This window comes from Haemophilus parainfluenzae, assembly GCF_003252725.1.
In the GTDB taxonomy this organism is placed as follows: domain Bacteria; phylum Pseudomonadota; class Gammaproteobacteria; order Enterobacterales; family Pasteurellaceae; genus Haemophilus_D; species Haemophilus_D parainfluenzae_L.
The window spans coordinates 140,155-165,072 of sequence record NZ_QEPO01000002.1; the positions used below are offsets into that span (position 1 = coordinate 140,155).

At 39.6% G+C, this 24,918-nt stretch carries 21 protein-coding genes; 12 read left to right on the top strand and 9 right to left on the bottom strand.

The window, feature by feature from the left end; all coding sequences use genetic code 11:
* The first annotated feature begins 59 nt into the window (after positions 1–59).
* Complete coding sequence (gene rpsO / locus DPV85_RS03335) at positions 60–329, top strand: 30S ribosomal protein S15 (RefSeq protein WP_005628925.1); 270 nt, start codon at positions 60–62, stop codon at positions 327–329.
* Positions 330–442: 113 nt separating this feature from the next.
* Here the strand turns inward: rpsO and prlC are convergent, their stop codons facing one another.
* Entirely contained in the window at positions 443–2,482 is a 2,040-nt protein-coding gene (prlC, locus tag DPV85_RS03340; protein WP_111327051.1) for an oligopeptidase A, read from the bottom strand.
* 230 nt (positions 2,483–2,712) lie between these two features.
* Between prlC and DPV85_RS03345 the strand changes: the two genes are divergently transcribed.
* From DPV85_RS03345 to DPV85_RS03360, 4 genes are all read left to right on the top strand, one after another.
* Positions 2,713–3,075 (top strand): YbaN family protein, encoded by a 363-nt coding sequence (locus DPV85_RS03345; protein ID WP_243584646.1) that lies wholly within the window; start codon positions 2,713–2,715, stop codon positions 3,073–3,075.
* Complete coding sequence (locus DPV85_RS03350) at positions 3,068–4,630, top strand: peptide ABC transporter substrate-binding protein (RefSeq protein WP_111327053.1); 1,563 nt, start codon at positions 3,068–3,070, stop codon at positions 4,628–4,630. The genes DPV85_RS03345 and DPV85_RS03350 overlap by 8 nt, the downstream gene beginning before the upstream one ends.
* A gap of 136 nt (positions 4,631–4,766) precedes the next feature.
* Positions 4,767–5,408 (top strand): MerR family transcriptional regulator, encoded by a 642-nt coding sequence (locus DPV85_RS03355; RefSeq protein WP_111327054.1) that lies wholly within the window; start codon positions 4,767–4,769, stop codon positions 5,406–5,408.
* On the top strand, positions 5,405–8,854 hold the full coding sequence (locus DPV85_RS03360; protein ID WP_111327055.1) for an acyl-[ACP]--phospholipid O-acyltransferase: 3,450 nt from the start codon (positions 5,405–5,407) through the stop codon (positions 8,852–8,854). The genes DPV85_RS03355 and DPV85_RS03360 overlap by 4 nt, the downstream gene beginning before the upstream one ends.
* 92 nt (positions 8,855–8,946) lie before the next feature.
* Here DPV85_RS03360 and DPV85_RS03365 read toward each other — a convergent pair whose 3' ends face one another.
* From DPV85_RS03365 to DPV85_RS03380, 4 genes are all read right to left on the bottom strand, one after another.
* The gene (locus DPV85_RS03365; protein ID WP_111327056.1) at positions 8,947–10,251 is read right to left on the bottom strand and encodes a sodium ion-translocating decarboxylase subunit beta; all 1,305 of its coding nucleotides are present in this window, start codon (positions 10,249–10,251) and stop codon (positions 8,947–8,949) included.
* A 10-nt stretch (positions 10,252–10,261) separates the two neighbouring features.
* A complete protein-coding gene (gene oadA / locus DPV85_RS03370) occupies positions 10,262–12,052 on the bottom strand; it encodes a sodium-extruding oxaloacetate decarboxylase subunit alpha (protein WP_111327057.1) in 1,791 nt (596 codons plus the stop codon).
* A gap of 15 nt (positions 12,053–12,067) precedes the next feature.
* Positions 12,068–12,334, bottom strand: a complete 267-nt coding sequence (locus tag DPV85_RS03375) for an oxaloacetate decarboxylase subunit gamma (protein WP_111327058.1) — start codon at positions 12,332–12,334, stop codon at positions 12,068–12,070.
* Between the two features lie 265 nt (positions 12,335–12,599).
* A complete protein-coding gene (locus DPV85_RS03380; RefSeq protein WP_111327059.1) occupies positions 12,600–13,631 on the bottom strand; it encodes a branched-chain amino acid aminotransferase in 1,032 nt (343 codons plus the stop codon).
* Positions 13,632–14,113: 482 nt separating this feature from the next.
* Between DPV85_RS03380 and DPV85_RS03385 the strand changes: the two genes are divergently transcribed.
* Both DPV85_RS03385 and rlmM read left to right on the top strand, forming a co-directional pair.
* Positions 14,114–15,007: a transcriptional regulator GcvA gene (locus tag DPV85_RS03385; RefSeq protein ID WP_111327060.1), complete on the top strand. Its 894-nt coding sequence runs from the start codon at positions 14,114–14,116 to the stop codon at positions 15,005–15,007.
* Positions 15,000–16,088 carry a 23S rRNA (cytidine(2498)-2'-O)-methyltransferase RlmM gene (rlmM, locus tag DPV85_RS03390; protein WP_111327061.1) on the top strand — a complete coding sequence of 363 codons (1,089 nt, stop codon included), beginning with the start codon at positions 15,000–15,002 and terminating at the stop codon, positions 16,086–16,088. Before DPV85_RS03385 ends, rlmM begins: the two co-directional genes overlap by 8 nt.
* Before the next feature lie 56 nt (positions 16,089–16,144).
* On the opposite strand, the gene cmoB is transcribed toward rlmM, so the two are convergent.
* Positions 16,145–17,110, bottom strand: coding sequence for a tRNA 5-methoxyuridine(34)/uridine 5-oxyacetic acid(34) synthase CmoB (gene cmoB, locus DPV85_RS03395; protein ID WP_111327062.1), 966 nt, complete (start codon positions 17,108–17,110; stop codon positions 16,145–16,147).
* A complete protein-coding gene (gene putP, locus DPV85_RS03400; RefSeq protein WP_049368956.1) occupies positions 17,110–18,624 on the bottom strand; it encodes a sodium/proline symporter PutP in 1,515 nt (504 codons plus the stop codon). Before putP ends, cmoB begins: the two co-directional genes overlap by 1 nt.
* A 117-nt stretch (positions 18,625–18,741) precedes the next feature.
* Between putP and rng the strand changes: the two genes are divergently transcribed.
* Both rng and DPV85_RS03410 read left to right on the top strand, forming a co-directional pair.
* Positions 18,742–20,217: a ribonuclease G gene (rng, locus tag DPV85_RS03405; protein ID WP_111327063.1), complete on the top strand. Its 1,476-nt coding sequence runs from the start codon at positions 18,742–18,744 to the stop codon at positions 20,215–20,217.
* Positions 20,218–20,321: 104 nt separating this feature from the next.
* Positions 20,322–20,636: a MafI2 family immunity protein gene (locus DPV85_RS03410; protein ID WP_111327064.1), complete on the top strand. Its 315-nt coding sequence runs from the start codon at positions 20,322–20,324 to the stop codon at positions 20,634–20,636.
* A 79-nt stretch (positions 20,637–20,715) separates the two neighbouring features.
* On the opposite strand, the gene DPV85_RS03415 is transcribed toward DPV85_RS03410, so the two are convergent.
* Positions 20,716–22,113, bottom strand: a complete 1,398-nt coding sequence (locus DPV85_RS03415) for an MATE family efflux transporter (protein WP_111327065.1) — start codon at positions 22,111–22,113, stop codon at positions 20,716–20,718.
* A 45-nt stretch (positions 22,114–22,158) separates the two neighbouring features.
* Between DPV85_RS03415 and DPV85_RS03420 the strand changes: the two genes are divergently transcribed.
* On the top strand, positions 22,159–22,770 hold the full coding sequence (locus DPV85_RS03420; RefSeq protein WP_111327066.1) for a riboflavin synthase subunit alpha: 612 nt from the start codon (positions 22,159–22,161) through the stop codon (positions 22,768–22,770).
* A 69-nt stretch (positions 22,771–22,839) separates the two neighbouring features.
* On the opposite strand, the gene DPV85_RS03425 is transcribed toward DPV85_RS03420, so the two are convergent.
* Positions 22,840–23,448 carry a DedA family protein gene (locus DPV85_RS03425; protein ID WP_111327067.1) on the bottom strand — a complete coding sequence of 203 codons (609 nt, stop codon included), beginning with the start codon at positions 23,446–23,448 and terminating at the stop codon, positions 22,840–22,842.
* Positions 23,449–23,674: 226 nt separating this feature from the next.
* Between DPV85_RS03425 and rplY the strand changes: the two genes are divergently transcribed.
* Together rplY and truA are read left to right on the top strand one after the other, a co-directional pair.
* Positions 23,675–23,962 carry a 50S ribosomal protein L25 gene (gene rplY, locus DPV85_RS03430; RefSeq protein ID WP_005698823.1) on the top strand — a complete coding sequence of 96 codons (288 nt, stop codon included), beginning with the start codon at positions 23,675–23,677 and terminating at the stop codon, positions 23,960–23,962.
* Positions 23,963–24,065: 103 nt separating this feature from the next.
* On the top strand, positions 24,066–24,860 hold the full coding sequence (gene truA / locus DPV85_RS03435; RefSeq protein WP_111327068.1) for a tRNA pseudouridine(38-40) synthase TruA: 795 nt from the start codon (positions 24,066–24,068) through the stop codon (positions 24,858–24,860).
* Positions 24,861–24,918: the final 58 nt, after the last annotated feature.

The following is a 24,918-nucleotide window of genomic DNA, read 5'->3' on the forward strand; positions in this document are numbered from 1 at the left end:
TCGCTGAGTTAGAGATCGGCGAATGATGTATTAATAACACTACCTTTTAGGAGTAAAAAATGTCTCTAAGTACTGAAAAAAAAGCAGCAATCGTTGCTGAATTTGGTCGCGATGCGAAAGATACTGGTTCTTCTGAAGTTCAAATCGCATTATTAACTGCACAAATCAACCACTTACAAGCTCACTTCGCTGAGCACAAAAAAGACCACCATGGTCGTCGTGGTTTATTACGTATGGTTTCTCGTCGTCGTAAACTTTTAGACTACTTAAAACGTACTGATCTTGCTTTATACCAAAGCACTATCGCTCGTTTAGGTTTACGTCGCTAATTTTTATTACGATAGTAAAAATAAAAGCCTTCGGATTACCGAGGGCTTTTTTATTTTCTGCATATTAGAAAAATAAAAAACGGTCAAAAATTTGACCGCTCTTTTTTAGTTCATTAGTTTGCAATGCCTTTATGACGAAGCAATGCGTCTAGTTGAGGTTCACGTCCACGGAAGCGCTTGAATAATACCATTGGTTCTTCAGAGCCACCGCGAGTGAGAATTTCATCTAAGAAGGATTTACCCGTAACTGGATTGAAAATCCCTTCTTCTTCAAAACGAGAGAAGGCATCAGCAGATAGCACTTCAGCCCATAAATAGCTGTAATAACCGGCCACATAACCGCCCGCAAAAATATGGCTAAAGCTATGTGGCGCTCTTGCCCATTCAACACCTTTAATCACGGCAACTTTATCTTTCACAGCTTTTAAGGTATCAAGCACTTGGTTAGCTTTACCCACTTCAAAAGTATGATGAAGGGTAAAATCAAACAAGCCAAATTCAAGCTGACGTAACACAAACATTGCCGCTTGATAGTTTTTCGCTTTGAGAAGTTGATTTAATTTTTCTTCTGGCAATGGTTCGTGCGTTTCAAAGTGACCAGAAATAAAATCAAGGGCTTCTTTTTCCCAACACCAGTTTTCCATAAATTGACTTGGAAGCTCTACCGCATCCCAAGGTACACCATTGATACCCGCGACATCTGGAACATCAACTTTGGTGAGCATGTGATGAATACCATGACCAAACTCGTGGAAGAGAGTCGTGACTTCATCATGGGTGAATAGCGCAGGTTTATCACCAATAGGCGCATTGAAGTTACAAGTTAAATAGGCAACAGGTTTTTGAATTGAACCGTCGGCATTGCGTTTTCTGCCGATACAATCATCCATCCATGCGCCACCACGTTTATTTTCACGCGCATAAAGATCGAGATAGAAACTACCACGTACTTCATCAGTTTCATCAATTAAATCAAAGAAACGCACATCTTTATGCCACGTATCGACGCCAAAACGTTCAACTGCACGAATATTAAAAATACGTTTAATTAATTCAAATAATCCCGAAATAACGCGATCTTCTGGGAAATAAGGACGAAGTTCTTCATCATTGATCGCATATAAATGTTGTTTTTGTTTTTCCGAATAGAAACTGATATCCCAAGGGGCAAGTTCCGTTACGCCAAATTCTTTTTCACAATAAGCTTTAAGTTCAGCTAATTCTTTCTCGCCTTGTGCTTTTGAACGATCCGCAAGATTATTTAAGAAATCTAACACTTGTTGTGGATTTTCTGCCATTTTGGTCGCAAGTGAGCGTTCAGTATAGGTATTGAAACCTAATAGTTTGGCTAGTTCTACGCGTAACGTCATGATTTCTTCAATGATCGCTGTGTTATCCCATTTGCCTGCGTTTGGACCTTGATCAGAAGCGCGAGTCGCATAAGCACGATACATTTCTTCGCGTAATGCCGCATTTTCACAATAGGTCATGATAGGCAAATAACTTGGGATTTCTAGCGTAAAGCGATAGCCTTTTAAGCCTTTGTTTTCAGCAGATTGTTTTGCTGCAAGTAATGCAGATTCAGGAAGACCCGCTAATTCACTTTCATCTTCAATGACTTTTTCCCAGCCCATGGTGGCATCGAGTACATTATTGCTAAATTGTGCGCTTAATTCTGATAAGCGAGCAACAATCTCACCATAACGTTTTTGTTTTTCTTCGGATAAACCGATACCTGAAAGCTCAAAATCACGTAATGCATTTTCAATGGCTTTCTTTTGCGCGACGGAATAAGTCGCAAACTCAGGGCTATTTTTTAAGGCTAAGTAGGCATTGTATAACCCTTCGTGTTGGCCTACCCAAGTACTGTATTCAGAGAGTAGTGGTAAGCAGGCTTGGTACGCATCACGTAATTCAGGACTGTTTTTCACTGAATTTAAATGGGAGATTGGTGACCAAGCTCGGCTTAAGTGTTCGCCAGCTTCAGAAAGGGGTTCAATAAAGTTTTCCCAAGTAAAGTGCGGTTGTTTTAAAACTTGTTCAATGGCTTGACGATTTTCTTCGATGAGTTTTTGGATTGCTGGTTGAATATGCTCCGGTTTGATTTGAGAAAACGGAGGTAAGCCTTCAATATGAAGTAATGGATTAGACATAAATATTCCTTTTGCTAATAGTTTCTTTAATAAATTGCGGCAAATTCTATAATATCAAGGTTGAAAAATCTAAAAAATCAGTGATAATTGCGTATCACTTTTATTTAGGATTTATGATGGACGGCACTTCCTTTTTTTCTATTATCATTTTTTCTGGCATCATTGCTCTTGCGATCGTTGTAGGTGTTGTTTCACTTAAGTTTTTCCCCAAAACTTCTTTAACCAAGGCCATGTATGTTGCTCTTGGATGCATTTCTTTAATATTAGGTGTTATTGGTATTTTTTTACCTATTCTTCCGACAACACCTTTTTTACTGCTTACACTTTATTCTTTTGCGAAAGGTTCTTCTCGTTTAGAACAATGGTTTTTAGGGACGAAGCTTTATCAAAAGCACCTAAAATCCTTTAATGAACGTCGTGCATTAACAAAAAAAGCAAAAATTTCTATTCTAACCTTTTCAACTACGATGCTTTTAATTGGCTTTTACTTTACCCCAAGTGTAGTGGGGCGAACGATTATTGCCATTTTAATTGCGGTAAAATATTGGTTCTTTTTCTTTTGGATTAAAACAGAAGACGTTGAAAATGGATAATTCTTTCTTTACTTGGCTTAAAAGTGCGGTCATTTTTGGTGTTGTTTTTGGATTGAGTGGTTGTGATAAATTAAACAGTCCTAAATCTACAAACACGGCAGCAGAAGAGCAACCAACACAAAGCCAGTCTATCGAACAAGAAAATATATCAAAACCGAGTAGGACTTTACTGACTCGGGCGTTTACTCATCCCCCTTCTTTTGAGCCTTGGTTTGTGCGTTATCCCGAACAGGAAAACTTATTGCGTGATCTATATGAAGGCTTAACCGCCTATGATTCGGAAGGGCGAATCGTGCCAGGTATTGCAGAAAGTTGGCAAACAAAAGATAACAAAACCTGGATCTTTACCTTGCGTGAAGGGCTTCGTTGGTCAAATGGTGATCCCTTAGTTGCCCAAGATGTCATGCTTTCTTGGCAAGCACTGTCCCAATCAAATAGTTCATTAAGATCTTATTTGGCTTATCTCAACCTAAAAAATGCGAAAGGCGTTTTAGAGAAAAATAAACCTTTTAGGAGCTTAGGAATTTATGCGGAAAATGACCGCACTTTACGTATTGAGCTTGATAAACCAACACCGTATTTACCGGAAATGTTGTCGCATATCAGCCTTGTGCCTCAATATCGCGATCCTGATTCCCCAGTGACAAACGGGGCTTATATGATCGAAAGCGAAAGCGTGAAAAGCATACACTTAACTAAAAACCCCTATTATTGGCAAAAAAATAATGTGGCTTTTGAACGCGTAGCCTATTTGCCTTTTGTGGAACCTAAATTGGCTGAATTTGATGTGGTGGTTGATGTGCCAGAAGTGCATTCAGATCTTCAGCATTTTCCACAGCTTTGCGGTTATTTTTATGAATTTAATCTGAAAGATCCTAAAGTTGCTAAGGCCGATATACGTAAAGCGATAGCGTCATTGGTCTCTGTCACTAATATCGTGAATAATGAGATTCCAGCGGCAATTCCGAGTTCGTATTTTTTACCGAAAGCCATGTTAAATGGACAAGATTCAAGATGGGAGCCCGTTGTTGCAGAGCAGTTATTGGCTCAAAATAAAATTGATGAAAGACATCCGCTACACTTAAATGTGCTTTATGATGAGACGCCATTGCATGTAAATATTGCGCAACGTTTAGTAGGGCAATTAACACAATCAGATATGTTGCGTGTGGATGCACAACCAGTCAGTTGGCAAACATTACAGACTAAACGTCAAAAAGGTGATTTCCAAGTCATTCGTTCTGGTTGGTGTGCAGACTTTAATCATCCGATGGCATTCTTGGGTTTGTTCTATTCTAAAAGTCCGGATAACAAAAATGGCTATGCTAATGCAGAATACGATCAACTTTTTGAGCAAGCATTGAAAAGCTTAAATGAAAAAGAGCGGTCAGAAATTTACTTAAAATTAAGTGAGAAGATCCAACAAGAAAACCTTGCTTTACCGCTTTTCCAATACACCACGCCAGTTTATCTTTCTCCAACTATTATGGGAGCTAAGAAAAATCCATTGGGCGTCATTTACAGTAAGGATCTATGGCGAAAAGTTGAAAGCTAAAGCTGATTAAGAAAGTTGTTCATGATGTGGTGAACAACTTTTTTTATTAAATCCAATAAAAGCGTAGAGTAACACTATTTACTTTTTATTTTTATACGATACAATACACAACAAGTCAACCTAGAGGGAAATTCTTATGTTAAAAATGAATGATTTGGTTAAGCTTAGTCAGACACCAAAATCCACGGTGCTGTACTATGTGAAAGAAGGTTTGTTGCCAGAACCAGTAAAAGATAAACCGAATTTTCATCTTTATGATGAATATTGTGTAGAGCTGCTCAGCTTTATTAAATATTTACAAAGCAATTTCAATGCGACGATTTCACAAATTAAAGCACTTTTTGCTCATCCTAGTTTTGATTGGAATAATCCTTATGAAAGCCTTATTGGATTATTAGACATTATCATGGGGGCTGAAAATGAAGTATTTTCAGTCGAGCAGCTCTCTGCAGAATTTCATCTTTCCGCTGAACAAATAGAAGACATGGTAGCGGAAGGCTTATTGAATCCTCGTGAAGGTATTTTTACGGCAAAAGAACGTGATATTTTGGCGATCTTAGCTCGTTGTGATGAAGCTGAAATGGATGTAGTGAAAGCTTATTTAGTTGCAGCAAAAATGTTAGCAGAAAAAGAGGTGAATGTGACTTTAGCGGCATTAGCCAATAGCGAACAAAAAGATGAAAAATTAAAACATTTATTTGATTTATTGTTGGTGTTAAAACCTTATCTCTTGAATATGAAAACCTTTAATCTTTATCAAGCGGAGAGTGCGAAATGAAACTCTTAAAATATGCTGGCTTTGTACCGTATTTAGCCATTGCCTTTATTAATGCCAGTGTGGATTTGGCACATAAAATTACCATTCAAAATGTGTTGCTGAAAAGTTTTTCAGGTGAGAGTTTGGTTGTTTTAACGGCATTAATTAATGCCATGATTTTATTGCCATTTATTTTCTTATTTTCGCCTTCGGCATTTATTAACGATAAATTTTCTCGCACCAATGTGATTCGCTATAGCAGTTTGGCGGCTGTGGTGATTAGTGCTGGGATTTTATTGAGTTATATGACTGGAATGTTTGCCATTTCCTTTGTACTGACATTGATTTTGGCAGCGCAAAGTGCGGTCTATTCTCCAGCCAAATATAGCATTATTAAATCAATTGTGGGCACTGAAAATATTGGTATGGCAAACGGTGTCATTCAAGCGCTTACTATTGTGGCCATTCTATTTAGTTCTTTTACATTTTCTTTCTTCTTTGAAGCGCATTATGTAGCATCAGATGATCCGAATGAAGTATTACAAAGTGTTTGGGTGATAGGTGTAGCATTAGTATTACTGAGTGCACTCGAAGCCTATTTTGCGTTTAAAATCCCATTCTTTAAGCAAGAAGCTGAAAATACAGATGGTCAGTTTGATATGAGAAAATACCTTTCTTTAGGGTATTTAAAAGATAACGTTCGCACATTAAAAGCAGATCAAAATATTTGGTTGAGTGTTATTGGATTAAGCCTGTTTTGGGGCGTGTCACAAATTATTGTGGCGGCATTCCCTGCACATTATAAAGCGATGTTCCATGAAGATAATGCCATTGTTATTCAAGCGATTCTTGCGGTGAGTGGAATAGGGCTTGCGCTTGGTTCATATCTTGCTGGTCGTGCTTCTCGTTTGCATATTGAGTTAGGTATTGTTCCGCTTGGTGCATTGGGTATTTGTGTGTCGTTATTCTTCTTAACCCTAGCCCAAAGCGGGGTGGTATTAGCACTTTGTTCTTTTGTCTTTGGTTTCTCTGGCGGTTTATTGATCGTGCCATTGAATGCGACTATTCAGTATTTCGCACCAGAGAAAATCAGCGGCAAAATCATGGCAGGTAACAACTTTGTACAAAACGTGTTTATGGTAGTGTTTTTGCTATTAAGCATTGTTTTTGTACAACTTAATGTTTCGACTCAAGGTTTATTCTTAGTGACTTCGGTTGCATGTTTTGCTGCGAGTTTATATACCATGTCGAAAGTGCCTCATTTATTTACGCGTTTATTCTTGCTCTTTGCGTTAAAAGCGAATTACCGTTTTCATGTGGATGGCTTAAAAAATCTTCCACAAAGTGGTGGCGTGCTGTTATTAGGTAACCATATTAGCTGGATTGACTGGTTGGTGTTACAAGCGGCTAGCCCGCGTGCGATTAAATTTGTGATGTATCGTCCGATTTACAACAAATGGTATCTCACTTGGTTCTTCCGTATTTTCAAAGTAATTCCAATTGGTGGCGGTTCAAGCCGTGAATCTATTGAAACTATTCGTGAATATTTAGCGCGTGGTGAAGTGGTGGCTTTATTCCCAGAGGGTCATATCAGCTATAACGGTCAAATCAATGAGTTCCAAAAAGGCTTTGAGCATGTATTAAAAGATTTAGAGAATGTGACGACTGTTCCTTTCTATTTACGTGGATTATGGGGCAGTAGCTTCTCTCGTGCGGACTCTTTCTATAAGAATTTAACTAAACGTCAAGGTAAACGTGAAATTTTAGTGGCATTTGGTAAACCAATTCATGGCTTTATTGATGCGACAGCGATGAAGCAAAAAGTACTCGAACTTTCTTTCTCCGTATGGGAAAAAGTCATGAGTAAACGTAAACCGCTGATGCATCATTGGTTGAGTTCAGCAAAATCGAATTTATTCAAAGAAGCTACCGTGGATGCACAAGGCACCAAACTCAATAACCTGAAATTTATTGCTGCAGTGCTAATGTTTGTGAAAACCTTAAAAACTGCTTTAGGGAATGAAAAAAATATTGGTGTGTTATTACCAAGTTCATCAATTGGGGCAATTATTAATATGACCCTAATGGTGATGGGCAAAGTACCGGTAAATTTAAACTACACACTAAGCCCAGAAGTGATGGAAAAAGCGTTGAAAAAAGCCAACATTTCACAAGTCATTACCTCTGAAAAATTCTTGGATAAGTTGAACGCAAAAGGTTTTGACTTTAGCCAAGTGGTGGCTGATAAAGCCCTCTTTATGGAAAATTTAGGGAAATCGATCACTAAGGCTAATAAAGTGCGGTCATTTTTAACCGCGTTTTTGGCGCCACAATGGTGGATTAAATTACGTTACTTTGCAGATGTAAGCTTGGAAGATAATGCAACCATCTTATTCAGTAGTGGTAGTGAAGGTGATCCAAAAGGCATTGAATTAAGCCATAAAAACTTACTGACAAATATTAAACAGATTGGTGAATTATTAAATTTCCACAAAGATGATGTGATTTTGAATTCCTTACCAATTTTCCACTCATTCGGCTTAACAGTGACAACTTTATTGCCATTGTGTGAAGGCATTAAAATGGTAAGTGTAGCGGATCCGACAGATGGGGCGACAGTAGGAAAAATGTGTGCTCGACATCGGGTGAGTATTTTATTTGGGACTTCAACTTTCTTTAGATTGTACGTACGCAATAAGAAATTCCATCCGTTAATGCTACAAAACGTACGTATGGTTATTGCGGGCGCCGAAAAATTGAAAACGGATGTAAAAGAAGCCTTCAAACTTAAATTTGGCTTGGAAATTTACGAAGGTTATGGCGCAACTGAAACAGCACCGGTAGCTAGTGTGAATATGCCTAATTTACTTGATCCGGAAACCTTACAGGAATTTACCTTTAATCAAGCTGGTACGGTAGGTATGCCATTACCAGGTACCATTATTAAAATTGTGGATCCAGAAAGTTTGCAGGAATTACCAGTCGGCGAAGACGGTTTGATCTTGATTGGTGGTGGACAAGTCATGAAAGGTTATTTGACTGCACCAGAAAAAACAGCAGAAGTGATTGTTGAAATTGACGGTGTTCGTTATTACAAAACTGGCGATAAAGGCCATATCGATCATAACGGCTTTATTACCATTGTGGATCGTTATTCTCGATTTGCTAAAGTCGGCGGAGAAATGATCAGTCTCGGCAGCGTGGAAGAGAAACTTTCACAAGTATTTGATGAAGAAAATCAATTTGTTGCTGTTGCCTTGAGCGATGATAAAAAAGGCGAGAGCATTGTGCTTTTAATTAAATCTGCACTTTCTTTAGATGAGATCAATGAACGTATTAAAGGATTAAATGTACCGCCGATTATGCTACCAAGCCAAGTCTTCTTAGTGGATGAAATCCCGATGCTCGGAAGTGGTAAAGTGGATTTCAAGGGGGCGAAGAACCTTGTGATGAGTTTGGTTAAGTAGAGAAGATTGTAATAAATAAAAGAGCGGTCAATTTGACCGCTCTTTTTGTTATTTAATGAACCTCATTTAGGTGTTTTTCAGCATCTTTCACCTTACATCAACGTACTGACATATTTTAACATGACCCCAGCGGCAATAGCCGAGCCAATTACACCAGCAACGTTCGGTCCCATCGCGTGCATAAGGAGGAAGTTTTGGTTATCCGCTTCCAATCCGATTTTGTTAGAAACACGAGCGGCCATAGGAACGGCAGATACACCAGCAGAACCAATAAGCGGGTTAATTTTGTTTTTGCTGAATTTATTCATCAATTTTGCCATTAATACACCGCTACCTGTACCGATTCCGAAAGCAATTACACCAAGAATTAAAATGCCTAACGTTTGCGGTTGTAAGAATTTATCGGCGATAAGTTTAGATCCCACAGACAAGCCAAGCACAATGGTTACAATGTTAATCAAGGCATTTTGTGTGGTGTCACTTAAACGTTCTACTACGCCGCTGACGCGCATGAGATTACCGAAACAGAACATCCCGAGTAATGGGGCAGCATCCGGTAGGAGTAAACCAACGAGCAACAGCAAAATCACCGGGAATAACACTTTTTCACGATTACTTACATGGCGCATTTGCGTCATGCGGATTTTGCGTTCTTCTTCTGTGGTTAATGCTTTCATAATCGGTGGTTGAATCAACGGCACTAACGCCATATAAGAATAAGCCGCCACCGCAATAGCACCAAGCAATTCAGGCGCCAGCTTACTGGTTAGATAAATCGCAGTCGGACCATCCGCACCACCGATAATACCGATAGAGGCAGCTTGAGGCAGTGTGAATTCGATAATACCGAAGTAATTTAAGGCTAACGCACCAAGCACGGTAGCGAAAATGCCGAATTGTGCAGCTGCACCAAGTAGCAACGTTTTTGGATTGGCTAATAACGGACCAAAGTCTGTCATTGCACCTACACCCATAAAAATAACCAATGGTGCAATGCCGTATCCAATCGCAACTTTATAGAATAAAGCCAAAATACCGGCGCTGTAACCCATATCCACAGATAAAGTTTCTAATTGATTTATCATGGATATTGGCGCGGAAGTCATCGCTGTTTTAATCGCAGCAAGATCGGGTGAAACACCCAGCTGCGAGGCGATTACCGCAATTTGCTCTGGTGAGCCGAGATGAAGCAAATTCTCTAATGCTGTCATGGCTAGCCCTGCTTCAGGGATATTTGACAATAATCCGCCGAAACCAATTGGTAGCAACAGCAAAGGTTCAAATTTGCGCGAAATGGCAAGCCACAGCAACAGCAAGCTCACAGCGATCATTACTGCTTGCCCCCATTGCAGATGGAATATGCCCATCCCTTTGATTAACGCAATAATACTCTCCATAGACCATTCCTTATGCTAAGGTCATCACGGTGTCACCCACCGCGACAGCATCACCAGCTTTAACGCAAATGCCACGTACTGTACCAGCCTGTGCAGCTTTCACTTCGGTTTCCATTTTCATAGCCTCGAGAATGAATAATACATCGCCAGCTGCTACGGTTTGACCTTCTGTTGCAACAACTTTCCAAATATTACCCGCCATCGGTGCTGTTACCGGAGTGCCACCCGTTGCTGGAGCAGGAGCCGCTTGTGGCGCAGCTTGAGGAGCTGTAGTCGCGACATGAGAAATATCACCGCCTTCGCTTACTTTCACCACAAAAGCTTTACCTTCCAATTCCACGGTATAAACAGCGGAGCCAGAAGCAGTTGGTGCAGCTTTAGAAACTGGTTTATTTTCCACCGCACTTTCATTGCCAGTTGGGGCTGGTTCAAAGGCAGCAGGATTGTTGCGGTTTTCTAAGAATTTCCATGCAATTTGAGGGAAGAGTGCCACGATTAAAGCATCATCTACGGCGTTGTCTGCCAATTTCACGCCTTTCGCTTTAGCTTGTTCAGCAACTTCAGCTTCAATTTTCGCCATTTCAGGTGCAATGTGATCGGCTGGACGGTCAGTTACTGGCGCAGCACCTTCTAATACTCGAGCTTGCAACGCACTATCTACCGGTGCAGGTGTTTTACCGTATTCACCTTTTAAAATTCCGGCAGTTTCTTTGGCGATAGTTTTGTAGCGTTCGCCAGTAAGTACGTTAATAACAGACTGTGTACCAACAATTTGAGAGGTTGGTGTAACAAGAGGAATATAACCCAAGTCTTTGCGTACGAGTGGAATTTCTTCTAACACTAAATCTAATTTATCAGACGCATTTTGTTGTTTTAATTGGTTTTCCAAGTTAGTGAGCATGCCGCCTGGCACTTGTGCCACTAAAATACGGCTATCGACACCGCGTAATTGACCTTCAAATTTAGCGTATTTTTTACGTACATTACGGAAATAAGCAGCAATTTTTTCCAAGCGAGGAATATCTAAACCTGTGTCATATTCAGTACCTTGTAAGGTGGCGACCATGGATTCTGTTGCAGGGTGACCATAAGTACCTGACATAGAAGAAATTGCCGTATCAATACCATCTACACCAGCTTCAACCGCTTTTAATAACGCCATTTCTGCCATACCAGTGGTTGAGTGGCAGTGTAAATGCAATTCTACGTCAAAACGTTTTTTGATTTCGCGTACTAAGTCTGCTGCCGCCATTGGATTTAAAATACCAGACATGTCTTTGATGACCAAACTGTCGATACCAATTTCAAGTAATTGTTCTGTGGTGTCAAGCCAGGTTTGCATGGTATGAACTGGACTAGTGGTATAACTTAATGTCCCTTGAGCATGACCACCAAATTTACGTACTGCTTGCAACGCTGCTTTCATATTACGCGGGTCATTGAGCGCATCGAATACGCGGAAAACATCCATACCATTCGCTACACAACGTTCTACGAAACGTTCTACTACATCATCAGCATAGTGACGATAGCCTAATAGGTTTTGACCACGTAATAGCATTTGCAATGGGGTTTTTGGACAAGCTTTTTTCAATTCGCGCAAACGTACCCAAGGATCTTCACCTAAAAAGCGAATACAGCTATCAAATGTAGCACCGCCCCAAGCTTCCAATGACCAATAGCCGATATCATCTAATTCATGAGCAATTGGCAACATATCATCAAGACGCAAGCGAGTTGCGAAAAGTGATTGGTGGGCATCACGAAGCACCAGTTCTGTCATTTTAATTTTTTTAGTCATAGTAAAATCCTTATGTTATTTGAACTGTTGGGTACGGCGATGGTGTGCGATAGCCGCTGCAATCACAGGACGTAAACGCTCAAAATCGTCAGTTGGTGCCGCAGAAAGTGCGGTTGAATTTGGGGAAGTTTTTGGTTCGGGATGTGGTTCAGGAAAGAATCGATTGATAAGTTTAGACATCACTCCAATTGCCCAAATTAAAATGAGCAAAAAGACCAACACAAAACCCATCCCTGAAAACATCAGATTAATTCCTTCGCCTATAAGCTCTGAGGGAGTCATCATTTTCTTCCTTATTTGTTTGAAAAAATGGACAATTTTATTCTAATCGTTCTGTTTAAATAAAACTGTGATGAAGATCATAATTTGAACGATAGGCACACAAGAAAAGGGGAAAAGTGCGGTCAATTTGGAAGATATTTTGTGTGAAAAAATATTATTAATAAGGGATATCTCAGCGTGTAAAACTAAAAGGACTAAGCCCTATAGATGACAGAACTTAGTCCTTAAATTACGTGAGTCTCACTTTTTTATAGAAAGGAAGAGATTATTCTACTTTTACAATCCAGCCTTCTGGCGCTTCAACATCACCGAATTGAATACCGGTTAATTCATTGTAAAGTTTACGTGTAACAGGGCCCACTTCAGTTTCTGAATAGAACACGTGGAATTTACCTTTGTGTTGAATACCGCCTACTGGCGTAATTACTGCGGCAGTACCACAAGCTCCCGCTTCTGCAAATTGATCAAGTTGATCGATATACACATCACCTTCGATAGCCTCCATACCTAAACGTTCTTTTGCAATGTGAAGTAATGAGTATTTGGTGATACTTGGTAAAATGGATTCAGATGCTGGGGTGATAAATTTATTATCTTTAGTGATACCAAAGAAGTTTGCCGCACCCACTTCTTCAATTTTCGTGTGAGTTTTTGGATCAAGATAGATCGCATCTGCAAATTTACGCTCTGGTGTGCCAGCTTCTGCCGCTAATTCATGTGGAAGTAAGCTTGCAGCATAGTTACCACCCACTTTTACGCCACCCGTACCCATAGGGGCTGCACGGTCGTAATCAGTAGTAATGAAGTTAGATGGTGCTAAACCACCTTTGAAGTATGCACCCACTGGGCAGCAGAATACAGAGAAAATAAATTCAGGTGCAGTTTTCACACCGATATTTTCACCGGTACCAAATAGGAAAGGGCGTAAATATAACGTAGCACCAGAACCGTAAGGACCTAACCATTCTTGGTTGGCTTTTACCACTTCTTTACAAGCGCGGATAAATAATTCGGTTGGTACTCGTGGCATTAATAAGCGATCAGACGTGTGTTGCATGCGTTTTGCATTTTGATCAGGACGGAATAAGTTGATTGAACCGTCTTTACAACGATAGGCTTTTAAGCCTTCAAAGCATTGTTGACCGTAGTGAATAGCCGTTGAACCTTCGTGGATATGTAGCATATTATCGGTGGTGAGTTTACCTTCATCCCATTTGCCATCTTTCCAATGTGCGATGAAACGGTAATCTGTTTTGATATAACTAAATCCAAGATTGTTCCAGTCTAAGTCTTTCATTTTGCTTCCTTAATTTGTATAAATAATTTTATGAATGGAAATGCAGTTAATCTACACCATTACGATAACTATGAAAACCTTTAAACACAAAAATATTGTGATTTCTCAAAATTTTTATTGGATTTTTAAATTTGTGAAGTTGGTCAGGAAATAAAATTTTGCTTATGCTAAAATGCCAAGGATAAAAAAACGCCGCTCGAAACGAGCAGCGCTTAACCAGAATGGTTTAATATATACAGGAAGTAAATGAGTAACTTAATTGTTACTCCAGTTCGGAGAACCGAACTATATGCAAACACAACATCATACTTAAGTCTGAAACTCATTAACTTGTAAGGAATTACCAATCATTAAGTATGTGTGTATTGTAGGTAGAAGGTAATGGAAGGACAAATGATGTTTTTTTATTTGATGCATAAAAAAAACTAATCCGAATTGAATCTTTTTCATTATAAACTAAAATTTAGCCGTTGGGAAGAATTATGTATAAACGTTTGCCTCCCCTGAATTCATTGAAGTCTTTCGAATCAGCTGCTCGACATTTAAGTTTTACAAAGGCTGCTGATGAACTTTTTGTGACACAAGCCGCAGTGAGCCATCAAATAAAATTATTAGAAGATTTTTTAGGTGTCGAGCTTTTTATACGCAAAAATCGTTCGCTCGAATTGACTGAATTTGGGAAAGCCTATTTTGTTGATATCAATAAAATTTTACGAAAATTAAATGAAGCGACCGAACGTTTATTAACACTTAAAGCAGAGCCACATTTGGCAATTAGTGTGCCACAAACCTTTGGTATTCAATGGCTTGTGCCACATTTGAGCGATTTTAATAAACAACACCCTGAAATTGAAGTGCGCTTGAAGGGCGTCGATCAAGATGAAGGTTTATTGAATAAAGAAATTGATATTGCCATTTATTATGGCAAAGGCGATTGGGAAAACTTACAAGTCGATCGGTTAGGTGAAGAAAATTTAGTGATTTTGGCAGCACCTTCATTGCTTGAGAAAATCCCCGTTCGTCGTCCAGATGATTTGAAAAAGCACACGCTGATTCACACACATACTCGAGATAACTGGCAAGCGATGGCGGATTATCTCAAATTAGATGATTTGAATATTCAGCAAGGTCCGTTATTTAGCCATACCTTTATGGCATTGCAAGCGGCCGTTCATGGGCAAGGTATTGCGTTAGCTAATCGTATTTTGGCTCAGCAAGAAATTGAAAACGGTCATTTGCAAATTGTGTTACCAGCCGAATTGCGGGATCCAAAATCATTCTATGTGGTCAATCATTTAGATCGTTTAGATGATGAACAAATTCAAGCCTTTAGAACATGGATTAAAGATTCAATTAAATTAGGAAAACATGAATAAATTAGCCTTATATTGTCGAATTGGCTTTGAAAAAGAAGTCGCTGCAGAAATTGCCGACCGAGCTTCTGAGCGTGGTGTATTTGGTTTTGCTCGCGTAGTAGAAAACAGCGGCTATGTCATTTTTGAATGTTATCAACCGGGTGATGCGGATCGTTTAGCGCGAGAAATCCCTTTTAATCGCTTGATTTTTGCGCGTCAAATGATCGTTGTGTCAGATCTCTTAGAAAATCTCGAGCCTCAAGATCGTATCTCGCCAATTCTTGCTCAATATAAACGCATTGCAGAAGACATTAATCTTAAGCAAGCGGTAGAATTATTTGTTGAAACAGCAGATACGAATGAAGCCAAAGAGCTTTCGACATTTTGCCGAAAATTTACTGTGCCGTTACGTCAAGCGTTGAAAAAGCAAGGTTGGTTACAAGGTAAGCCGAATGCAAAGCGCGGTCATATTTTACATTGTTTTTTCACTCAGCCGAATTGCTGCTATGTAGGGTATTCCTATCTTGGCAATAACTCAACCCATTTTATGGGGATACCACGTTTGAAATTCCCAGCGGATGCGCCAAGTCGTTCAACTTTAAAATTGGAAGAAGCGATTTTAACCTTTATTCCTCGAAATGAAGAAAGTAAACGCTTAAATGAAAATATGGTTGGCGTTGATCTCGGTGCTTGCCCTGGCGGTTGGACTTATCAATTGGTGAAGCGCGGTTTATTTGTGTATGCGGTTGATCACGGCAAAATGGCAGCTAGTTTGCATGATACTGGTAGAATAGAACACTGCCCAGAAGATGGATTTAAATTCCACCCACCAAAACGCAAGCATATTGATTGGCTTGTGTGTGACATGGTGGAGCAACCAAGTCGAATTGCGAATTTAATAGGGAAATGGTTGATTAACGGCTGGTGCCGAGAAACTATTTTCAATTTGAAATTACCAATGAAAAAACGCTATCAAGAAGTAATGTTGTGCTTAGAAAATCTTGCGGTGATGTTAGCAGAAAAAGAACTGGAATTTGATATTCAGGCGAAGCATTTGTATCACGATCGTGAAGAGATTACAGTGCATATTGCCTTAAAATAGAAAAGCAAAGCGCGGTCAAAAAACATGGAATTTTTTGACCGCGCTTTTTTAAACCATTATTTATTGGCTAAAATCACTGCACGAGTTGGGGCTTGATAGCCTTCGATGGTTTTACTGTGATCGTTTGGATCTAAGAAATCAATCAAGCTTTCATTTTCTAACCAGTCAGTTTTACGCTGTTCTTCTAATGTTGTGGTGGCGACATCCACACAACGCACATTAGTAAAGCCGACTTTTTCCAACCAATTAATGAGTGCAGCAACAGAAGGAATAAAATACACGTTCTTCATTTTGGCATAGCGATCTGAAGGCACTAATACCGTATTCACATCGCCATCAACCACTAAGGTTTCTAACACCAATTCGCCACCTTTTACTAATTGGTTTTTTAGCTGTGTGAGATGATCGAACGGTGATTTACGGTGATAAAGCACACCCATTGAGAATACCGTATCAAATGCCGCAAGTGGTTGCATTTCTTCAATACCTAATGGGATTAAGTTAGCTCGACGATCGTTATTTAGTAATTTTCGAACCGCTTCAAATTGGCAAAGGAAAAGCTCGGTTGGATCAATACCAACGACCATTTTTGCGCCTTCACCAACCATTCGCCACATATGGTAGCCGCTACCGCAGCCCACATCTAAAATGGTACGATCTTTTAATGGTGCAAGATGAGGCAAAACACGATCCCATTTGAAATCAGAATGCCATTCGCAATCCACGTGAATATCAAATAAATGATAAGGTCCTTTTCGCCACGGCATTAATTGCTTCAAATGATGGATAATGCGTTGTTTTTCGCCCTCTGATAGTGGGGAAGTGCGGTCAGATTTCACCGCATTTTTTAAATCGATAGTGTCTGCCTGTAAATCAGGGAGAAAGTCCACGATTTTTGACCATTTTGCATAATCACCATGGGTTTGTTTTTCCCATTCTTTTAGCTGTAAAGGCAATGTTTCTAGCCAAGCCGATAAATTCGTGGTGGCAATTTGCTGATAAAAAGGACGAAAATCAATCATTATTTTGCTTCCTTATAGGCTTTTTCTGCTTTCTCAAAGGTTTCTTTTACTTCATTTTCAGGTTCTGCAGAAAGGAGAGAAACCACAATAATCGCCAGGCTAGCAAGGATGAATCCCGGGATCATTTCATAGACATTAAACCATTCACTGGTTTCAGGAATCACCGATTTCCAAGCAAAGACAACCACTGCGCCGACAACCATTCCCGCCATCGCTGCTGATGAAGTCATACGTTTCCAGAATAAGGAGAAAAGCACGACAGGACCAAATGCAGAACCAAAGCCAGCCCAGGCAAATTCAACGAGTTTTAATACTTTGCTGTTTTCATCTTGAGCAATCCAAATTGCAATGCCCGCGATAACTAAAACCATTGCACGACCTAGCCAAACTAATTCTTTTTCAGAAGCTTTTGGACGAATAAAACCTTTATAAAAATCTTCAGTAATAGAGCTTGAAGAAATTAATAATTGAGCGGAAAGTGTACTCATTACTGCCGCCAAGATCGCAGAGAGTAGAATACCGGCAATCCATGGATTAAAGAGCAATTTAGCCAGTTCAATAAAGACTTGTTCTGGTTCATTATTTACCACACCAGCCACATTGGGGTTAGCAAAGAAATAAGGAATACCGAAGAAGCCAATACCAATCGCACCCGCGAGGCAAATCACCATCCATGTCATACTGATGCGGCGTGCTTTAATAAGAGATTTCACCGAGTAAGCAGCCATAAAACGAGCAAGGATATGCGGTTGACCAAAATAACCTAAGCCCCAAGCCGCTAAACTTAATAAACCTAATGGTGTAGTAGAACTAAATAAATCAGTAAAGTCTTTATTTGCTGCGATTTCTGCTTGATGTAGCACTTCAGTAAATTGTGATGCATCACCCAAACTTAAAAAGATAAAGAGAGGCGTTAAAATCAGTGCAAAAATCATCAATGTGGCTTGAATGGTATCCGTCCAGCTTACGGCTAAAAATCCACCGATAAAGGTATAGACGATGGTCGCTAATGCGCCGTACCAAATGGCAGTGGAGTAGTCGACTGAGAATAGGTTTTGGAATAATTTCGCTCCAGCAACCACACCGGAACCACAATAAATGGTGAAGAATACCAGGATGATTGTTGCAGACACAATTTTTAAGAGATTATGTGATGTGCCAAAGCGATGGTGGAAATATTCCGGTAATGTGAGTGCATTGTTGTTAAATTCGGTATAGATCCGTAAACGACCAGCTACGAGCAACCAGTTAAAGTAAGCCCCGAGGATTAAACCAATGGCGATCCAACCTTCAACCAGGCCAGACACATACACCGCACCCGGCAAGCCCATTAATAACCAGCCAGACATATCAGATGCGCCAGCAGACATCGCTGTCACAAAACTCCCGAGTTTACGGCCGCCTAAAATATAATCGGATAAGTTGTTTGTATAATAATAGGCAAGGACACCGATTAAAATCATGCCGAAAATATAAATACTAAAAGTAATAAGTGTTGGGTCTAAACCAAACATTAAGTACCCCAAAAAAAGTCATGAAAATTTGAGAAAGGTCATATTTTACCTTATTTGGGTCTATTATTCTATTTTCCTTTTCGATAGACTTATACCATTAAAACTAAGGTCGCAAAAATGAATTCTGTTGAATTATTAATGAATGTTACGCCCAATGAAACCCGCGTTGCGCTGGTGGAAACGGGCGTTTTAAAAGAAGTTCACATTGAGCGTCAAGCCAAACGTGGCATCGTGGGGAATATTTATAAAGGACGAGTAACCCGTGTTTTACCGGGAATGCAGTCCGCGTTTGTGGATATCGGTTTAGAAAAAGCGGCATTTTTACATGCATCCGATATTGTTTCACATACCGAATGTGTGGATGTGAACGAGCAAAAGCAATTCCGAGCAAAAAGCATTTCTGAACTCGTACGCGAAGGGCAAGATATCGTAGTACAAGTGGTAAAAGATCCTTTGGGCACCAAAGGTGCAAGATTAACCACGGATATTACATTGCCTTCTCGTTATCTCGTCTTTATGCCAGAAAATAGCCATGTAGGTGTCTCACAACGTATTGAAAGCGAAGAAGAACGCGCAAGATTAAAAGCGTTAGTTGAGCCTTTTTGTGATGAGTTAGGCGGCTTTATTATTCGTACCGCTACCGAAGGTGCAACGGAAGAAGAGTTACGCCAAGATGCAGAATTTTTAAAACGTTTATGGCGTAAAGTGCTTGAACGCAAAGGAAAATACCCAACCCGTTCTAAAATTTATGGCGAACCCGCATTGCCACAGCGTATTTTGCGTGATTTTATCGGCTCTAATTTAGAGAAAATTCATATCGATTCCAAACTTTGTTTTAACGAAGTGAAAGAATTTACCGATGAATTTATGCCTGAATTGAGTGAAAAATTAATGCTTTATACGGGCAGTCAGCCGATTTTTGATATTTATGGCGTAGAACGTGGTATTCAAAATGCCTTAGAGAAACGCGTGAATTTAAAATCAGGCGGCTATCTCATTATTGAGCAAACCGAAGCCATGACGACCATTGATATCAATACGGGAGCATTCGTTGGTCATCGAAATTTAGACGAAACCATTTTTAACACCAATATTGAAGCCACTAAAGCTATTGCTCAGCAGCTACAACTACGTAATTTAGGCGGTATTATCATTATTGATTTTATTGATATGCAAACCGATGAGCATCGCAATCGCGTGATTGAATCCTTGGAAGAGGCCCTATCGAAAGATCGCGTAAAAACCAATGTAAATGGCTTTACTCAACTTGGCCTAGTGGAAATGACGCGTAAACGTACTCGCGAAAGTTTAGAGCATGTATTGTGTGATGAATGCCCAACTTGTCAAGGTCGTGGACGTGTGAAAACCGTCGAAACAGTATGTTACGAAATTATGCGTGAGATCATTCGTGTTAACCACTTATTCTCGAGTGAACAATTTGTGGTGTATGCGTCTCCTGCTGTGGCGGATTACTTAATCAAAGAAGAATCTCACGGTTTATTGCCAGAGATTGAAATGTTCATCAGTAAACAGGTTCAAGTCAAAACAGAACAGTACTACAACCAAGAACAATTTGATGTAGTGGTAATGTAAAAGATAAAAGTGCGGTTAAATTTGACCGCACTTTTTACCTTTTGATGACATCAATTTCCTAATAAGTATTAATTTTGGGGACGATAAAAAGGAATAGAGTTTCAATGAATAATGAAATTATAAGGTTAAGAATTGTTACACAGGATGCTTTACTTGGAAAAATAACGAAAGAAGTTCGAGGCGTTTTTGTGAAAATAGATAGAAATTGTATCAGTATTTGTGTTGTGATTGATGGTCCAATCTCTGATTATTGGAATGAAGAGATATATGAAATTGGTACGAGTATTATTTCTAACTTCAATGAAAATTATAATATTGATGAGAATTTCATAAGAGTCGATTACCCTATATCATTATCTTTTGATGATTATCTGTGTGTATATAAACGATATGAAGATGAGGGTAACTCATATGCATAGGATGCAGTTTAAAAAGCGTCTAACTTTAAATTCAAGAATAATAAAGTGCGGTCAAATTCGACCGCACTTTTGAATTCAACTACTTCAATCTTTCTAACTGTTGAATAATGGCTTCATCAGATTGTGATTGGATTTTTCGCATCCGCATAAAGAGTAAAGCAGCGGCAATGGTTAAGGCAATGATAAATGCTACCCAGAAACCTTTTGCACCAATGCTTGGAATAATCCAATCCGTGCGGGAAAGAATATACCCAACCGGAATACCCACGCCCCAATAGGCAAGTAACGTGATATAAAGGATAATTTTAGTGTCTTTATAACCACGTAAAATACCGATCACGACGACTTGCACTGAATCTGAAAATTGATAAATCGCCGCTATCGCTAATAAGCTGCTTGAAAGGGCAATAACGGTGGCATTATCACCCACAATTAATGTAGCGATTTCTGCACTAAATACCCAAATCACCAAAGCCAATACACTTGCTGCAATCAAGCCAAGAACAATAGCAGCGTAAGCCATGATTTTGGCTTTTTGTGGCGCATGATTACCCAGTTCTTGCGCCACTAAAATGGTTGCCGCCATGGAAATAGACATTGGGAACATAAAAGCTACGGCACTGGTGTTTAAGGCAATTTGGTGGCTGGCGACCACATCTGCGCCTAATGGGGAAAGTAATAAACTACTCAAGGCAAACAGTGACACTTCACTACATAGTGCAATCGCGATCGGCAAGCCAAGTGCGGTCAATTTTTTCAGTGTTTTGATGTCTGGCTTTTCAATAATCTTTTCAAAGACTTTCAAACTACGTTCGTTATAGTTTTTGGCAGAATAGGTAATCATCAAGATTGCCATCGCCCAGTTGACAATAGCCGTTGCCACACCACAACCGACACCGCCCAATGCAGGTGCACCAAATTTGCCGTAAATAAACATATAATTCAGCGGAATGTTCAGCATTAACCCCATGAAGGTAATCACCATGGCGGGTTTTGTTTTAGCAATGCCATCATTCAAACAGCGGAAATTAATCAGCAATAAATAGGCTGGTAAGCCCCACACCATCGCACGCAAATAATTCATCGTCACATCTGCCATGTGGGCATCCATATTCATAAACTGCAATATGAAATCATTATGATAGATGATGAGTGCAAGGGGTATCATCACTAAAAATAAAATCCAAAGGCCTTGTCTCACTTGGTGAGCAATGCGATGGCGTTGTCCAGATCCATTTAAATAGGAAATTGTTGGTGGCAAGGCGAGTAATAAGCCTTGTCCGAAAAGTACCAAAGGTAGCCAAATGGAGGCACCAATACCAACACCGCCTACATCAGCTGAGCTGACACGCCCCGCCATAATCACATCCACGGTACCCATGCCAGTTTGAGCTAACTGGGCAAGACCGATAGGTGTTGCAATCCGGATAAGTTTTTGAATATCAATACGGTATTGAGAAAAAAGACGAGAATTCATAAATTTTGCTATAATATTGGAAAAATTTTTAATAAAGGAATAATAATGTTTACGGGTATTGTACAGGGCATCGCCCAAATTTATGCAATTAAAGACAGCGATAATTTTAGAACACAGATCGTAAAATTACCAGCTGAAATGCGAAAAGGCTTAGAAATCGGTGCATCCGTGGCGAATAACGGTGTGTGCTTAACAGTAACTGACATTCATGATGATCTTGTGAGCTTTGACTTAATGCAAGAAACCTTACGCATCACCAATCTCGGCAGTTTAAAAGCAGGGGATTTTGTCAATATCGAACGCGCAATGCAAATGGGCGCAGAAATTGGCGGACATATTTTATCCGGCCACGTTTATTGCACCGCAAGCGTTTCACAAATTATTGAAAGCGAAAACAATCGTCAGGTTTGGTTTAAATTACCTAATAAAGATGTGGTGAAATATATCCTCACCAAAGGATTTATCGCGATTGACGGCATCAGTCTTACTATTGGTGAAGTGAAAGATGATGAATTCTGCGTGAATTTAATTCCTGAAACCTTACATAGAACTCTAATCGGCAAACGCCAAATTGGCGACTTAGTGAATATCGAAATCGATCCGCAAACACAAGCGATTGTGGATACAGTAGAACGATATTTAGCAGCTAAAGCTTAGTTGGAATGAAAAAGTGCGGTAGAAAACAATGTTGTTTTTTTACCGCACTTTTTATTGGATTGTATGATATTAGTTGGCTTTGGATTTCTTCGCTTTTTTCCATTTCCAAAATAGGTACAGAGCTAAAACACCGATTAGGATATAAATCACGAGTTGGCCTTTTTTAATTTGCTCGTGTAACCAATCTAAGTTTTTCGCACCAAATTCGCCAAGGTAAACCCAAATTGGCACAGAAATAATCGCGGCACAGAAATCAATGAATACAAAGCGAGTGTAGCTGACACGGCGGGTGATGCCTGAAACCATATAAATTGGTGCGCGTAATCCTGGAAGGAAACGAGCCACAAATAAAACACGGTTGCCGTATTGGGCAAATTTTTCACGCACCATTTTGAGGCGTTCTAATGTGATGATTTTACGCATTGGGCGGAAACGCAAAATACGCGTTCCGTAAATGCGACCAAGCCAGTACATGGTTGAATCGCCGGCAAGTACGCCAATCATACTCACGACTAACATTAAGTGGGAATTGACGCTTTCAGGATAGAGGCCAGCGATTACACCGCCGGATACAAGTGTGATATCTTCTGGAATGGGTACCCCAAAACCACAAATAATAAGAACAAATAGCACCGCCCAATAACCGTAATCGGTAAAAAAGCTGATAAGAAATTCCATTTGAAACCCACTTACAATCAGTTAGTTAAAATTAATTAAAAATTGGGGCTTATTTTAATCGCTTTGCTTTGAAAAGCCTAGAAAAAAATTGCTGTGTAAATTTGCATTGTGGGGCTGAATATTTTATAATCCGTCGCTCTCAAAGTTTGTCTTTGAGCAAATTTAGGAAAATTGCTGGGTCGCCTGCAATTTTTTATTTTAAACTTTTAATCAAGAGAACATTAAAATGGCATTTAAATTTAACGCTGAAGTTCGTCAAGCGCAAGGTAAGGGTGCGAGCCGCCGCCTGCGTCACAACGGTCAAATCCCTGCAATCATTTATGGTGGCAGCGAAGCACCTGTTTCAATCATCTTAAATCATGATGAATTAAACAACGCACAAGCTCACGATTCTTTCTATAGTGATGTAATCACTTTAGTGGTTGAAGGTAAAGAAGTTGCAGTGAAAGTTCAAGCAATGCAACGTCACCCATTCAAACCAAAATTGGTTCACATTGACTTCAAACGTGCTTAATTTTTAGCTTGTGATAAGAACACCAATAATGATGAGTTATTGGTGTTTTTTCTTTTCGGGCAAAGTGCGGTCAAATTTGAAATCGTTTTAGGAGTATTTTCCAATGAAGATAGCCTTAGGTATTGAATATAACGGAAAACAGTATTGTGGCTGGCAGCGACAAGAGAAAGTGCGTAGTGTACAAGAAGAATTAGAAAAAGCGTTATCTTTTGTGGCAAATGAAAAAATTGAAGTGTTTTGTGCAGGCAGAACAGACTCAGGTGTGCATGGCACAGGACAAGTCGTGCATTTTGAAACCACAGCTGTTCGGCCTGAAAAAGCCTGGGCATTTGGTACTAACGCGAATTTGCCTGATGATATTTCAGTAAGTTGGGCAAAAGTGGTAGATGATGAATTTCATGCTCGTTTCTCGGCAACCGCGCGTCGCTATCGTTATATTTTGTATTGTAATAAATTGCGTTCAGCCATTTTGCCGGAAGGAATTACCCATTGCCATTTAGATTTAGATGAAAAGAAAATGCGCCAAGCGGGGCAGTTTTTATTGGGCGAAAATGATTTTTCTTCTTTCCGTGCGGCACAGTGTCAATCAAATACCCCTTGGCGAAATGTGCATCATTTAAATGTGGTACGAAAAGGGCAGTATATTATTGTGGATATTCAAGCCAATGCTTTTGTGCATCATATGGTACGCAACATTGTGGGAAGCCTGATTGAAGTCGGCGCAGGCAATCAACCTGTTGAGTGGATGAAATGGTTGTTAGAGCAAAAAGATCGTAAATTAGCGGCTCCAACAGCGAAACCCGAAGGCTTATATTTAGTCAATGTCATTTACCCTGAAAAATTTGCGATTCCACAGAAAAATTTAGGGCCATTGTTTTTAGAAGATAATCTCATCTGACTAGCAAATTTTGCTAAATTATGATTAAATACGCAAACTTTTCTAGTTAATAAAAAAG

What these genes read in the sequence shown, in the direction of transcription:
- rpsO (WP_005628925.1), top strand. Translation starts at nt 60, where the DNA reads ATGTCTCTAAGTACTGAAAAAAAAGCAGCAATCGTTGCTGAATTTGGT.
- prlC (WP_111327051.1), bottom strand. Translation starts at nt 2,482, where the DNA reads ATGTCTAATCCATTACTTCATATTGAAGGCTTACCTCCGTTTTCTCAA.
- DPV85_RS03345 (WP_243584646.1), top strand. Translation starts at nt 2,713, where the DNA reads ATGTATGTTGCTCTTGGATGCATTTCTTTAATATTAGGTGTTATTGGT.
- DPV85_RS03350 (WP_111327053.1), top strand. Translation starts at nt 3,068, where the DNA reads ATGGATAATTCTTTCTTTACTTGGCTTAAAAGTGCGGTCATTTTTGGT.
- DPV85_RS03355 (WP_111327054.1), top strand. Translation starts at nt 4,767, where the DNA reads ATGTTAAAAATGAATGATTTGGTTAAGCTTAGTCAGACACCAAAATCC.
- DPV85_RS03360 (WP_111327055.1), top strand. Translation starts at nt 5,405, where the DNA reads ATGAAACTCTTAAAATATGCTGGCTTTGTACCGTATTTAGCCATTGCC.
- DPV85_RS03365 (WP_111327056.1), bottom strand. Translation starts at nt 10,251, where the DNA reads ATGGAGAGTATTATTGCGTTAATCAAAGGGATGGGCATATTCCATCTG.
- oadA (WP_111327057.1), bottom strand. Translation starts at nt 12,052, where the DNA reads ATGACTAAAAAAATTAAAATGACAGAACTGGTGCTTCGTGATGCCCAC.
- DPV85_RS03375 (WP_111327058.1), bottom strand. Translation starts at nt 12,334, where the DNA reads ATGACTCCCTCAGAGCTTATAGGCGAAGGAATTAATCTGATGTTTTCA.
- DPV85_RS03380 (WP_111327059.1), bottom strand. Translation starts at nt 13,631, where the DNA reads ATGAAAGACTTAGACTGGAACAATCTTGGATTTAGTTATATCAAAACA.
- DPV85_RS03385 (WP_111327060.1), top strand. Translation starts at nt 14,114, where the DNA reads ATGTATAAACGTTTGCCTCCCCTGAATTCATTGAAGTCTTTCGAATCA.
- rlmM (WP_111327061.1), top strand. Translation starts at nt 15,000, where the DNA reads ATGAATAAATTAGCCTTATATTGTCGAATTGGCTTTGAAAAAGAAGTC.
- cmoB (WP_111327062.1), bottom strand. Translation starts at nt 17,110, where the DNA reads ATGATTGATTTTCGTCCTTTTTATCAGCAAATTGCCACCACGAATTTA.
- putP (WP_049368956.1), bottom strand. Translation starts at nt 18,624, where the DNA reads ATGTTTGGTTTAGACCCAACACTTATTACTTTTAGTATTTATATTTTC.
- rng (WP_111327063.1), top strand. Translation starts at nt 18,742, where the DNA reads ATGAATTCTGTTGAATTATTAATGAATGTTACGCCCAATGAAACCCGC.
- DPV85_RS03410 (WP_111327064.1), top strand. Translation starts at nt 20,322, where the DNA reads ATGAATAATGAAATTATAAGGTTAAGAATTGTTACACAGGATGCTTTA.
- DPV85_RS03415 (WP_111327065.1), bottom strand. Translation starts at nt 22,113, where the DNA reads ATGAATTCTCGTCTTTTTTCTCAATACCGTATTGATATTCAAAAACTT.
- DPV85_RS03420 (WP_111327066.1), top strand. Translation starts at nt 22,159, where the DNA reads ATGTTTACGGGTATTGTACAGGGCATCGCCCAAATTTATGCAATTAAA.
- DPV85_RS03425 (WP_111327067.1), bottom strand. Translation starts at nt 23,448, where the DNA reads ATGGAATTTCTTATCAGCTTTTTTACCGATTACGGTTATTGGGCGGTG.
- rplY (WP_005698823.1), top strand. Translation starts at nt 23,675, where the DNA reads ATGGCATTTAAATTTAACGCTGAAGTTCGTCAAGCGCAAGGTAAGGGT.
- truA (WP_111327068.1), top strand. Translation starts at nt 24,066, where the DNA reads ATGAAGATAGCCTTAGGTATTGAATATAACGGAAAACAGTATTGTGGC.